Origin of the sequence: Clostridium sp. OS1-26, assembly GCF_030915445.1 — a bacterium.
Classification (GTDB): Bacteria; Bacillota; Clostridia; order Clostridiales; family Clostridiaceae; genus Clostridium_AM.
Genome location: NZ_CP133264.1, coordinates 4591866 through 4605580, shown reverse-complemented (window position 1 = coordinate 4605580; position 13715 = coordinate 4591866). Strand labels below are relative to the sequence as shown.

At 33.9% G+C, this 13715-nt stretch carries 12 protein-coding genes and 2 pseudogenes; all 14 read left to right on the top strand.

Translation table 11 applies throughout. The annotated features are described in order from the left end of the window. Positions 1-3 precede the first annotated feature (3 nt). Positions 4-1089: a uroporphyrinogen decarboxylase family protein gene (locus tag RCG18_RS22845; RefSeq protein WP_308038285.1), complete on the top strand. Its 1086-nt coding sequence runs from the start codon at positions 4-6 to the stop codon at positions 1087-1089. 251 nt (positions 1090-1340) lie between these two features. Next, positions 1341-2482, top strand: a pseudogene (locus tag RCG18_RS22840) (1-propanol dehydrogenase PduQ). Positions 2483-2599: 117 nt separating this feature from the next. After that, positions 2600-3430 (top strand): MerR family transcriptional regulator, encoded by an 831-nt coding sequence (locus tag RCG18_RS22835; RefSeq protein WP_308038284.1) that lies wholly within the window; start codon positions 2600-2602, stop codon positions 3428-3430. A 629-nt stretch (positions 3431-4059) separates the two neighbouring features. Further along, positions 4060-5061 carry a hypothetical protein gene (locus tag RCG18_RS22830; protein WP_374118970.1) on the top strand — a complete coding sequence of 334 codons (1002 nt, stop codon included), beginning with the start codon at positions 4060-4062 and terminating at the stop codon, positions 5059-5061. Next, positions 5048-5314: a hypothetical protein gene (locus tag RCG18_RS22825; protein WP_308038282.1), complete on the top strand. Its 267-nt coding sequence runs from the start codon at positions 5048-5050 to the stop codon at positions 5312-5314. The genes RCG18_RS22830 and RCG18_RS22825 overlap by 14 nt, the downstream gene beginning before the upstream one ends. A gap of 62 nt (positions 5315-5376) precedes the next feature. Next, a complete protein-coding gene (locus RCG18_RS22820) occupies positions 5377-5673 on the top strand; it encodes a BMC domain-containing protein (protein WP_308038281.1) in 297 nt (98 codons plus the stop codon). Positions 5674-5698: 25 nt separating this feature from the next. Then, on the top strand, positions 5699-6007 hold the full coding sequence (locus RCG18_RS22815) for a BMC domain-containing protein (RefSeq protein ID WP_211140976.1): 309 nt from the start codon (positions 5699-5701) through the stop codon (positions 6005-6007). A gap of 32 nt (positions 6008-6039) precedes the next feature. Beyond that, positions 6040-7508, top strand: a pseudogene (locus tag RCG18_RS22810) (acetaldehyde dehydrogenase (acetylating)). 105 nt (positions 7509-7613) lie between these two features. Continuing rightward, on the top strand, positions 7614-10154 hold the full coding sequence (gene cutC / locus RCG18_RS22805; RefSeq protein ID WP_308038280.1) for a choline trimethylamine-lyase: 2541 nt from the start codon (positions 7614-7616) through the stop codon (positions 10152-10154). Between the two features lie 121 nt (positions 10155-10275). After that, positions 10276-11229 carry a choline TMA-lyase-activating enzyme gene (cutD, locus tag RCG18_RS22800; RefSeq protein ID WP_308038279.1) on the top strand — a complete coding sequence of 318 codons (954 nt, stop codon included), beginning with the start codon at positions 10276-10278 and terminating at the stop codon, positions 11227-11229. Between the two features lie 162 nt (positions 11230-11391). Next, positions 11392-11745 carry a BMC domain-containing protein gene (locus tag RCG18_RS22795; RefSeq protein ID WP_308038278.1) on the top strand — a complete coding sequence of 118 codons (354 nt, stop codon included), beginning with the start codon at positions 11392-11394 and terminating at the stop codon, positions 11743-11745. Next, positions 11742-12188 carry a EutP/PduV family microcompartment system protein gene (locus tag RCG18_RS22790; RefSeq protein ID WP_308038277.1) on the top strand — a complete coding sequence of 149 codons (447 nt, stop codon included), beginning with the start codon at positions 11742-11744 and terminating at the stop codon, positions 12186-12188. Before RCG18_RS22795 ends, RCG18_RS22790 begins: the two co-directional genes overlap by 4 nt. Before the next feature lie 6 nt (positions 12189-12194). Beyond that, positions 12195-12881 carry a cobalamin adenosyltransferase gene (locus RCG18_RS22785; RefSeq protein ID WP_308038276.1) on the top strand — a complete coding sequence of 229 codons (687 nt, stop codon included), beginning with the start codon at positions 12195-12197 and terminating at the stop codon, positions 12879-12881. Next, positions 12863-13708 (top strand): ethanolamine utilization protein EutJ, encoded by an 846-nt coding sequence (gene eutJ / locus RCG18_RS22780; protein WP_211140969.1) that lies wholly within the window; start codon positions 12863-12865, stop codon positions 13706-13708. The genes RCG18_RS22785 and eutJ overlap by 19 nt, the downstream gene beginning before the upstream one ends. Positions 13709-13715 lie beyond the last annotated feature (7 nt).

Below are 13715 nucleotides of genomic sequence, written 5' to 3'. Positions count from 1 at the left end.
AAGATGATAGATCAAATGACACCCATAGAAAGGGCTGTTGCATTAAGCAAGGGACAATTAGTAGACAGACTCCCTTGCAATCCTAATATAGCGAATGGAGTAGCTCGCATTCATGGATGCAAGATTTCAGAGTTTAATACAAATGGAAAAACTATTGCAGATGCACAAATTTCAGCATATAGACGATTTGGCATGGATGGAGTTAGAGTATTTACAGACTTATATGTTTGGGCAGAAGCTATGGGAGCAGAAGTTCATCTTCCAGAAGATAATACAGCAGATTTAGCAAGACCTGCAATAGATAATATTGAAGATATAAGTAAACTTAAAGTGGCAGATCCATTTAAAGATGGGAGACTTCCTGTTTTTGTAGATGCTATGAAATATTTAGTCGATGCACTCGGAAAAGAAGTGCCCTGTTCTGCTGGTGTTGTAGGACCTTTTTCAAATGCCTTCTTTTTAATAGGAATAGAAAAGATGACAAAGCTATTTTTTAAAAATCCAGAAGCCATACATAAGCTTTGTGAAATTTCCCTTCAAAGCTGTATTGAATATGCAAAAGTAATTATTGATTTAGGCTTGACTCCTACTATATCAGAACCATTAGCATCCTGTACTATAATAAATCCAAAACATTTTGAAACTTTCTGTTTTCCTTATTTGAAAAGACTAATTGAATTCATTCAATCAAGAGGGAAAGGAACAGTGCTTCATATATGCGGAAAGACAGAAAAAATTTGGCCGGCAATAGGTAAATTAGCGTCCTCAGGCGTAGCTGGTTTTAGTATGGACAATATGGTAAACTTGGCTGAAGCTAAAGCAGCATTAGGAGATAAAATGCGGATACTTGGTAATGTAGATCCATCTAATGTTATGTATGCTGGTACTCATAAGGAAATCAGAGATGCAGTTATTAATTGTGTGCTACAAGGGTATGATAGCCCAAAAGGGTATGCTATAATGTCTGGATGTAGTCTTCCAGTAGAGACACCACTGCAAAATATACAAATTATGATGGATACAGCTAGAGAAATTGGTTATCCTGTTGATATTGAAGAATTAAAGAATACTTTAAATTTTTTTGTATAATTTTTATCAATCTGTTGGAATAGTATTGTATTATTAATTCAATATGGTATAATACATTAAGTAAAGTTTATAATAGATTTATTTTAACTGTTATAATTTGGGGTTAATTTTATATTTAAATTAAAGAATAACTAATTCATTCATATCTTAATTACTTTTAAGCAGAGAGCCAAAATCTCTGATTTTGTGCGAATCGCTTACTCATTCGACAAAGGAGAAGGAGTTTCATTTTAAAATAGGAGATTATGTATATGAAAGAATTTAGTATTAACACAAATGTCTATTTTGGAGAAGGTTCTTTAGATAGACTAAAGGAGATTAAAAATAAAAGAGTATTAATTGTATGTGATAAATTTATGGAAACTTCAGGTGTGGCTGCAAAAATACAAGAAAAACTTGTTGATTGTGAAGTAGCTATATACAGCGATATTGTACCTGATCCATCTGTAGAGATTATTGCTGCTGGTATTCAAAAGTTACAAAGTTGTAATATACAAGTTATGATAGCTCTTGGTGGAGGTTCATCAATTGATGGAGCTAAGGCTATGAGAGAATATGCAAAAAAGTTACTGGGGGAGTGTCTTCTATAGAGGATTTCTACGCTATACCTACTACAAGTGGTACAGGCTCTGAGGTAACTGAATATGCAGTAATTACAAATAAACAAGAGGGATTAAAATATGCTCTTGCAGATAAATCTCTTCTTCCAACAGTTGCTATTTTGGATCCTGAACTGGTAAAAACTGTACCGAAGGCTATAACTGCTGATACAGGAATGGATGTAATTACACATGCTATAGAGGCCTATGTTTCAAAGAATGCCACTGATTTTTCAGATGCTCTTGCAGAAAAAGCTTTCACTTTAGCTTTTAGATTTTTACCACAGGCTTATGCTGATGGAAACGATATAGTAGCAAGAGAAAAACTTCACAATGCGTCATGCCTTGCTGGTATGGCCTTTAATGCAGCTGGACTTGGAATTACTCATAGTATAGCTCATGCTGTTGGTGGGAAATTACATATTTCTCATGGAAGAAGTAATGCTATTATACTTCCTTATGTCATTGAGTATAATGCTAATTTGAACAAATCGGCCTTTAGTACTGAATATGACATAGCAGCTAAAAAATATCAAAGACTTGCAAAACTATTGAAGTTACATGCACCAAATGTACATATTGGTGTTAATAATCTAATAAAAAGCATTATTGAACTTAAAAAGACATTGACGATTCCAACAACATTTAAAGAACAAGGTGCCGATATGAATTTGGCTCAAGCATCAAGAGAAGAAATTGTTAACGCGGCTCTTAATGATATATGTACAACAGCGAATCCTAGAGAAGCGACAAGAGAAGATTTATTAAAACTTTTGGATAAAGTTTTGGGATAAAAGATTGTATTTTATACCACCCATTTATGGGTGGTTTTTTTATATTTTTTCGAAAATATTGAAAAATTAGTTGAATTAAAATATAATTAAAAATATCACAAAATAAGGGGGATTTAGATGGGAAATGAATTGTATTCAATAGGAAAAGTCGGAGAAATATGCAAAATAACAAAAAAAGCACTAAGATATTATGACAAAATGGGTATATTATCTCCTGATAAAGTAGCAGATGAAAGCGGTTACAGATATTATGGCAAGAAAAATTTATTATCTGTGCCAATAATAAAATATTACAAACAGAGTGGATTTAAGCTAGAGGAAATGAGAGAGTTCTTAGAAGGAACAACTTATGATTTTTTTGATAAAAGCTTTAGAAAAAAGATTGATGAATTAAAAGAACTTGAGAGGGAAATAAATTTAAAAATAAGATCCGTTAAAGATTGGCATGACCTTATAGTTGAAGCACAGATGGTAATTGAAAATAATGTTAGCAATGTTGCTATAAAATATATAGATAATCGTACCTTAACCTTTTTAGATCAAGATTTTAAATATGATTATATGGATTCTATAATTAATATAGAGTTTAACAATTACATTGATAGAATAAATAATGCAATAACAGGTCCTGTAATTATATGTTTTCCGTCTTTCGAAGATAAAATTAATGGAAAATGTAGTAAGATGAAAATAATGCAGGAGACGATTTTAAAGTGTAAAGAGGAAGAAAGTATTGAATTTGGTGGCTGTATAGTAGCTGCTTGTTATCATATAGGAGCTCATGAAACAATTAATGAAACATATAAAAAAATACAGGCATGGACGGAAAAATATGGTTATATATGTTCTGAAGAGTCCTATGAAAGATATGTAACAGATTATTGGACAACTAAAAATGTAGATAAATTTGTAACGGAAGTTTTGATTAAAGTCAAGAGAGAAAATTAAGGTTATAATGATGCATAAAAAGTGCATGAAGGTTCCAACATTTTAATGTTGAAACTTTCATGCACTTTTTATGTTAACATTTTGGCATTGAAAACGTTGCCCCTAGGGGAAAGTATAAACGAATAATATGAGGATTATATTTACTTTAATGTAAAAATATTATAATGATATTGAATGAAAAAAATATTATTGGTATTGATATATTTTTGTATTTATCGTCTGAAGAACTGATATACCTAATTTTATGAAGTTTGAATTATATCTAAAATTATAAAATTTCAAACAATTATAAGTTTTTAAATTATATACAAATATTTTTGTAAATATATATTGACTTTACCCTATAGGGAACAGCCTATAATTTATTTAAGAGTAACATACCTACAAGATATAAAATGAAAAGTTTTCAATAGTTTAAAAATAAAATGTTCCCAAATTATAACAATTCTAAAATATATTCAGTTATAAATTTCTATTTAATTCAAAAAGTATTAAGCATATAAGCGAAAGGGGTTTTATTTCATGAAAGAAGTTTCCCAAAAGGTAAACTTAGAAGCAATTCGTGCAAAAACAAATTATCATCGGATTTCTTAAGAAAAGGTATTACAATTGCTCTTTTTTCAGGTCTTATGTACGGATTCTACTCAGCATTTTTGACACTAGGGATGACAAAAGGAGTTTGGGGTGACTGGTATGGTGCTAATACAGCAGGTTTATCAGCGTTAGTTATTACATATGTGCTTGGTGCTCTTGGTAGTGCTGTAAACGATACTTGTAGTGCTATTTGGGCAATGGGTTATGCAACTGTTAAAGGTAAGCTTGGAGATTTCTTTAGATGCCTTAAAACTAAGCCAGGTGCAGTAATGATATTAGCTGCTCTTATCGGAGGACCAATTTCAAGTACAGCTTATGTTGTAGCTTTAAAAATGGCTGGTTCAATTGTTATTCCAATTACTGCTCTTTGCCCAGCTATTGGTGCTATTCTAGGAAGAATATTATTTAAACAAGAATTAAACAAGCGTATGATGCTTGGTATTGGTATCTGTGTTTTATCTAGTTTCATGATTGGCAGCACTAGTATTAGTGGAGATGCCCCTAAGGGAATGTTCTTTGGACTTTGTATCGCATTTATTGCAGCACTTGGATGGGGATTTGAAGGTTGTGTGGCTGGATATGGTACATCTATGATCGACTCAGAAATCGGTATCACAATCCGTCAAGCAACATCAGGACTTTCAAATTTAATAATATTAGTACCTGTATTTGGAATGATATTTGGTGGTGGAATTAAATCTTCAGCTGGTTTAGCTGTTCAAGCATTTACAAGTGGACCTGCAATGATATGGTTTGTCTTAAGTGGTCTCTGTGCTTTTGTTTCCTACATGAGCTGGTATAACGGTAACAGTATGTGTGGTGCTGCACTTGGTATGGCTTGTAATGGTACATTCTCCTTCTGGGGTCCGTTTTGCTGCTGGATAGTTCTTGGAGTAATAAGTGGTATGGATGGATGGGCATTACCTCCAATCGTTTGGATTGCTGCTGTAACAATGATGTTCGGAATTCTTGTAATAGCTATGAATCCATTGGATTTATTCAGAAAGAAGGGGGTAGGAGCAAATGAAGCCGCTTAATTATGCAATTTTAAAATATTTTACAAAAGTTGATGAAGCTTGTGTGGATGACGTTATAAATGCTTTAAAGGGAGAGTATGGCAGCTTTAAGGCTTTAAATAAAAAAGCAGTGATAACAGCTTTAATGACAGCTGAAGCAAATGGCCTTATTGAAGAAACAAGATTTGAATTAGATGAAAATAAAGAGTTAAAGGTTTACTACCATGCACATGAAGAAGGTGCTGCTACTATAAACAAATATATTAAAGACTAAAATAGGTAGTAAAGTTTATTAAAAATGTATATGAGATGAGAATAGGGAAGGAGGACTTAAAAGTGAGATATTATGGAAATGAGGCTTTAGGTCTTGTAGAAACAATAGGATTAGTTCCTGCGCTTGAGGCTGCAGACAAAATGCTTAAAGCAGCTAATGTGGAATTAATTTCATATGAAAATGTTGGTTCAACGCTTGTAACTATTATGGTAAAAGGTGATGTAGGTGCAGTAAGAGCTGCTGTAGAAGCAGGTGCTGAGGCAGCGGCAGCTATTGGTAAATTAACAGCTCATAATGTTATGCCGCGTCCTATTAGAGCAGTTGGAGATATTGTTTCAGTACACGATATTGATTTATAAAAGATAGAAGGGAAAGGATATACATATGGCAAGATATGAAGCTTTAGGGTTAATTGAAACTTTTGGTTTGGTTTTTGCTTTAGAAGCAGCAGATGCTATGTGCAAAGCAGCAAATGTTGAACTTATAGGATATGAAAATGTTGCATCAGGATATATATCTGTATTAGTTAAAGGAGATGTTGGTGCTTGTAAAGCAGCTGTAGAAGCTGGTGTTGCAGCAGTTGAAGGAATGGAAGGTGGAAATCTTTATAGTTCCATAGTTATTCCAAGCCCACACCCAGATCTTGAAAAAATAATAAAAAGATATGCTATTACAAATCTTGTAACAGAATAAAACGTAAATTTTCCTAAAAGGAGGAGAGAAAAGTGAATATTATTGATAACGATTTACTCTCCATGCAGGAAGCCAGAATTCTTGTTGAAAATGCTCGTGAGGCGCAAAAAAACTAGCAACCTTCCCACAAGAAAAACTTGATGAGATAGTTGAAGCTATGGCTGAAGAGATTGAAAAGCATTTAATGGAACTTGCAAAAATGTCTAATGAAGAAACTGAATATGGAAAGTGGGAAGATAAGTATATCAAGAATCACTTTGTATGCAAGTATCTGAAAAGTAGACTTAAGGATATGAAATGTGTAGGTATCATTAATGAAGATAAAGTGAACAGTACAATGGATGTTGGAGTGCCAATGGGTGTTATTATAGCCTTTTGCCCATCAACTAGTCCTGTTTCTACAACTATATATAAGGCATTAATTTCAATTAAATCAGGAAATGCGATTATATTTTCACCTCATCCAAGAGCTAAAAATACAATTTTTAAAACAATTGATATTTTGATTAGAGCTGCGGAGAGAGCAGGACTTCCAGAAGGTACGCTTGCGTATCTACATACAGTAACTAAAAGCGGTTCATTAGAACTTATGAATCATAAAGATACTTCTCTCATAATGAATACAGGAGTTCCCGAAATGCTAAGAGCAGCTTATAAATCTGGAAAACCAGTAATTTATGGAGGCAATGGAAACGGTCCAGCCTTTATAGAACGTACAGCGGATATAAAACAAGCTGCAAAAGATATTATTGACAGCAAGAATTTTGATTATGGAGTTGTATCTGCCGCTGAACAATCAATTGTTGTTGACAGTTGTATCGTAGCGGAAGTAAAAGAAGAGCTTCAAAAGAACGGTGCATATTTTATGACAGAAGAGGAAGCGGAAAAGTTAGCATCTATATTCTTTTATAAAGATGGAAGCCCAGACTTAGAGATGATTGGAAAATCACCACAGTTTCTGGCTAAAAATGCTGGCTTTACTGTTCCAGAAGATACAAAGGTCCTTATCTCCAAGCAGAAATTTGTTTTTCAAAACAATCCTTACTCAAGAGAAAAGCTTTGTCCTGTACTAGCTTTTTATATAGAAGAGGACTGGATGCATGCTTGTGAAAAGTGTATAGAATTATTGCTTAGTGAGAGACAGGGACATACACTCATCATACATTCAAAGGATGAGGAAGTAATTCGTCAATTTGCACTAAAAAAACCTGTTGGAAGAGTGCTTGTTAACACTCCAGGAACTTTTGGAAGTATGGGAGCAACTACAAACTTATTTCCTTCAATGACTTTAGGCAGTGGTTCTGCAGGGGATGGAATGACTTCGGATAACGTTTCGCCTATGAACTTAATTTATCTGCGCAAAGTTGGATATGGAGTTCGCAGGGTAGAGGAACTTACTAAAACTATAAACACTGAAGGAAATAAATTAAATGCAAAAGATGAAGATAACCTTAAGTTATTAGAGAATGTCTTAAGGAAAATTATGAAGGACTTAAAATGAGCAGAGAACTCAAATCTTTGATTTGTAGTGAATCGCTTACTCATTCGACTAATAAGGAGAAGGAGTTTCATTTAAAAAATAAGTTAAAGAATGTGAGGTAATAAATTGGATATTCGTGATTTTTCAAATAAATTTATGGAAGCTACTAGAAACTTGTCTGAAGAAGAACGTGCTGGTTTAATGAAAATGTTTGAAAAAGTTTCTAAAGAAATAGTGAAAGAAGAACCAGCTCATACACATGTTGTAGTTGACAATAATGGTCAAATTCCTGATGGAATAACAGAACGTTTAGTTAAGTTAAAGGAAACTTATTTAAAACATGTTCCAACTATAACAACTCATCGTGCAAGAGCTATTACTGAAATAGCTAAAGAAAACCCTGGTATTCCTAAATCAGTTTTACGTGGTAAATGTTTTAAACACTGCTGCGAAACTGCACCACTTTTAATTCAAGACAACGAACTTATCGTTGGAGCACCAAATGGACAGCCTCGTGCAGGAGCATTTTCTCCTGATATAGCTTGGAGATGGATGGTAGATGAAATTGATACAATAGGAAATCGTCCACAGGACCCATTCTATATATCAGAAGAAGATAAGAGAGTTATGCGTGAAGAGTTATTCCCATTTTGGAAGGGAAAATCTGTTGATGAGTTCTGCGAAGATCAGTACCGCGAAGCTGGAGTATGGGAACTTTCAGGTGAATCCTTTGTTTCGGATTGTTCATATCACGCAGTAAATGGCGGAGGAGACTCTAACCCAGGATATGACGTTATATTAATGAAAAAAGGTATGCTTGATATAAAGAGAGAATCAGAAGAAAAATTGACTCACCTTAGCTATGAAAATCCAGAAGATATAGATAAAATCTACTTCTATAAGTCATTAATAGATACCGCTGAGGGTGTTATGATATACGCTAAACGTATGTCAGACTACGCAGCTGAGCTTGCTGCAAAGGAAACTAATCCTAAGCGTAAGGCTGAGTTACTAAAGATTTCTGAAGTAAATGCTAGAGTACCAGCACATAAGCCAAGTACTTTCTGGGAAGCAATACAAGCAGTTTGGACTATAGAATCCTTACTTGTAGTTGAAGAAAATCAAACAGGTATGTCCATAGGACGTGTTGACCAATACATGTATGAATTCTACAAAAATGATTTAGAAGCTGGACGTATGACTGATTTTGAAGCTTTTGAATTAGCAGGTTGTATGCTTATAAAAATGTCTGAAATGATGTGGATAACAAGTGAAGGTGGTTCTAAATTCTTCGCAGGTTACCAACCATTCGTTAATATGTGCTTAGGTGGTGTTACTAGAGAAGGTCGAGATGCTACAAACGAATTAACATACCTTTTAATGGATGCAGTTCGTCATGTTAAAATATATCAACCATCTTTAGCATGTCGTATACACAAAGGATCACCACAGAAATATCTTAAAAAGATAGTTGAAGTTATTCGTGCAGGTATGGGATTCCCAGCATGTCACTTTGACGATGTTCATATAAAAATGATGTTAGCTAAAGGTGTCTCTATAGAAGATGCAAGAGATTACTGCTTAATGGGCTGTGTTGAGCCTCAGAAGTCAGGAAGATTATATCAATGGACTTCTACAGGATACACTCAATGGCCTATATGTATAGAACTTGTGCTTAACCATGGTGTGCCACTATGGTATGGCAAGCAAGTATGTCCTGACATGGGAGATTTAAGCAGCTTTAAAACTTACGAGCAGTTTGAATCAGCTGTTAAAGAGCAAATTAAATATATTACTAAATGGACAAGTGTTGCTACAGTAATTTCTCAACGTGTTCACAGAGATCTTGCACCAAAGCCACTTATGTCTATGATGTATGAAGGCTGTATGGAAAAAGGTAGAGGAGTAGAAGCAGGTGGAGCTATGTATAACTTCGGACCTGGAGTAGTATGGAGCGGTCTTGCTACTTATACAGATTCTATGGCAGCTATAAAGAAGTTAGTATTTGAAGATAAGAAATACACTCTAGAAGAAATGAACGAAGCTTTAAAAGCTGATTTTGTTGGATATGAAAAACTAAGAAAAGATTGTTTAGAAGCACCTAAGTATGGTAATGATGATGATTATGCAGATTTAATTGCTGCTGATTTAATCAACTTTACTGAACAAGAGCACCGTAAATATAAGACATTATATTCAGTACTTAGCCATGGTACTTTATCAATCTCAAACAACACTCCATTTGGACAGTTAACTGGAGCTTCTGCAAATGGACGTAACGCATGGTTACCTTTATCAGATGGTATAAGTCCATCGCAGGGATCAGATTATAAAGGACCTACTGCTATAATTAAGTCTGTTTCTAAAATGTCTTGTGAAGATATGAATATAGGTATGGTTCATAACTTTAAGTTAATAGCTGGGCTTCTTGATACACCAGAAGGTGAACAAGGAATCATTACATTATTACGTAGTGCATGTGCACTTCAGCTTGGAGAAATGCAGTTCAACTATTTAGATAACAATACTCTACTTGAAGCTCAAAAGCATCCAGAACAATATCGTGATTTAATAGTTCGTGTTGCTGGATATAGTGCATTCTTTGTTGAGTTATGTAAAGATGTTCAAGATGAAATCATAAGCAGAACTGTGCTTACACACTTCTAAGCAGAGAACTCAAATCTTTGATTTGCAGTGAATTGCTTACTCATTCGACTGAAAGGAGAAGGAGTTTCATTTAAGGACATATATTAAAAATCAAGGTAAATAAAATTGGAGAATGAAGAATATGAGTAATGGAACTTTAGGTATAATCGAACGAAAAGCGACGATTTTTAATATACAAAAATACAATATGTATGATGGAGATGGAGTAAGAACTTTAATATTTTTTCAGGGTTGCCCTCTTAGATGTAAATGGTGTGCAAATCCTGAGGGATTAATTAAAAAACATAGGGTTATGCTTAAAAGTAATTTATGTGTTGACTGCGGGGCATGTGTTTCTGTGTGCCCTGCAGGGATACACACTATCTCCAAGGAAACCTTAAAGCATGAGGTTAACCATGATATTGGTTGTATTGGATGCGGTAAGTGTAAGGATGCCTGCCTTAAATCTGCTATATCGATAGTTGGAGAAGTAAAGACCATCTCTGAACTTTTAAAAATCGTAGAAGAAGATAGAACTTTTTATGAAATTTCTGGTGGTGGAGTTACATTAGGTGGCGGTGAAGTTTTAATGCAGCCTGAAGCAGCAAGCAGTTTATTGATGGCATGTAAGCAAGAGGGGATAAACACTGCAATTGAAACATGTGGTTACGCAAAACTGGAATCAGTACTTAAGGTCGCGGAGTTCACAGATTTATTCCTATTTGACATTAAGCATATTGATTCAGATAGACATTTTCAGTTAACTGGTGTGAGAAACGAATTGATTTTAGATAATCTTAAAGAATTACTTCGCCGCAAATATAATGTAAAAATTCGTATGCCATTACTTAAAGGCTTAAATGATCACCAAGAAGACATTGAGAGAACAATGGAATTTTTAAAGACATATAAAGATTACAGAAACTTTAAGGGAATTGATCTACTTCCATATCATAAAATGGGTGTAAATAAATACAACCAATTAGGAATGGAATATCCTATAAAAAATGATCCAAGCTTAACAGATGAAGATTTAGATAGAATAGAAAGCTGGATTAAAAAATACGATTTATCTGCAAAAGTAATTCGTCATTAAGCAGAGAACCAAAATCTATGATTTTGTGTGAATGGGTTAAGCAGATATCTCAAATCTTTGATTTGGTGATAGTCGCTTACACAGCGTGTACTCATTCGACAAAGGAGAAGGAGTTTCATTAAATAATTTTCAAATAGATAATTAAGATGGAAGGTAAGGTTTATGGGAGATTTTTCTGATAGAAATATACAGCGTATTATACAAGAGTCAGTTCCAGGGAAACAGATTACTATAGCTCATGTTATTGCATCGCCAATGCCTGATATATATGAACGTCTTGGAATTGATGAAAGGGGAGCAATAGGCATTTTAACTCTTTCTCCCTATGAAAGTGCTATTATTGCAGCAGATATTGCTACAAAGGCTTCTGATGTACAAATCGGATTCCTTGATCGGTTTACAGGTTCTGTTGTAATAAATGGTGATGTTCAAAGTGTTGAAACAGCACTTTGCGCAGTAAATGATACGCTAAAGAGTATGCTTGGATTTACTCCTGCTCCCATTACAAGAACATGAGAAAAAAACGCATAATGGTAATTGGACCTTCAAGATGTGGTAAAACTACATTAGTTAATGCATTAAATGATTATGATGGTCCATTAAGGCGAACACCAGATTTAATTTATGGTAAAAATACCATTGATGTTCCAGGCTCCTATTTAGAGAATACATGGATGTATAAACATATAATTGCAGCATCCCAGGATGCATCTCATGTACTTATATTGATTGATCAATCCAATTGTACAGAAATATACTCTTATGGATTTGCAAAATCTTTTAGATGTCCTGTAATTGGAGTGATAACAAAGTGTGATTTAATGCCTGAAAATGAAGAGAAATCTTTGAGACAGTTAAAGAATATAGGAGTAACGGAACCATATTTTCATATTAGTTTTAAAGTGGGAACAGGAATTGATGCCTTAAAGAAGTATTTATTTGAAAAAGGTAAGGAGTAAAGGTCGATGATCAAATTTATTACCGAAGAGTATTTAAGAGATTTATATAGAAAAGAACCTTTTAATACCTACAAATTACAACAGGGACAGCGGCTTACACCTGGAGCAGCTCAATATTTGTCTGATAAAAGGATAAAAATTACTGATGATTCAAAACCAAAAGAAAAGAATCAGACAAAAACTGTAAAGGCGGTAGAAAGCATAAAAGAAGAGGAAAACAGTAACTTAATTTTAAAAAAGAAGCTTTGTTGTAAATTGAAATCTATAGAGGCAGCATTCCTTGTTACTAGTAGTGAGATATTAAAAGGAGATATTGTTCTAGCACAAAATATTATAACTTTGGGCAGAAAAATATCAAATATTAGAAATGTTGTGAGTGGAATGGGTACTCTTGAACCTATTTATTGTAAAGAGTGTACAGGCATAAATTCATTAAATTTTACAACTGAACTCCAAGATTGTTTTGAAATAACAGAATTCCATATGCAGCTTGAAAAAGGCACTGATATATTAAAATTGCATACACTTCGCTGTGCTTTGAGGGAATTACAGTTTGAAATAATGGATACTTACCAAAATGATGATGACAGTTTAAAAAATAAAATTGATGAAAATCTTAATTCAATAATTAATTCGCTGTCTCAATTGATTTGTTCAGCAGTGGGAGGAAAAGAATGTCAGAGAAAAATTTAACTTTTGAATATTGCGATAGAATGATTCAGAAGTTTGAAGAAGTTGTAGAAAAACCAATTCTTAATAAATCTTCTGTTTATTATACAGGTGTAGACCTAGGTACTGCATGTGTGGTACTGGCAGTTTTAGATGAAAACTATGAGCCTGTTGCAGGCGCATATAGGTATGCAGATGTAGTGCGTGATGGTATGGTTGTTGACTATATTGGAGCAGTTAGGATTGTTAGAGAGCTTAAACAGGAAATTGAGGAAAAACTTAATACTGAACTTCTTTATGCTGCTGCTGCAATTCCACCAGGAACAGACGCCTTAGATTCTGGAGCAATTAAAAATGTAGTTCAGGCTGCGGGATTTGAACTTACATGTCTTTTAGATGAACCTACTGCTGCTAATAATGTACTTAAAATTAAAAATGGTGCAGTGGTAGATGTTGGCGGTGGAACAACAGGAATATCAATTTTAAAAGACGGAAAAGTTATACATGTCGTTGACGAACCTACAGGTGGAACTCATTTTTCATTAGTTCTTTCAGGTGCATATGGAATGCCTTTCAATGAGGCAGATAAATTCAAAAGAGATAACAAGAACCATAAAGAAATTTTACCAATATTAAAACCAGTAGTGGAAAAGGTAGCATCAATTATTAATTATAATATTAAGGATTATGATGTGAAAGAAATTTCCTTAGTAGGTGGTACTTGCTGCCTTACGGGAATTGAAGAAATTATTGGAAAACAGACAGGAGTATATACTCATAAACCTAAGAATCCTATGTTTGCCACACCACTTGGAATAGCATTAAGCTGTACTCAGGATATTATAGAGTAATAAGGAG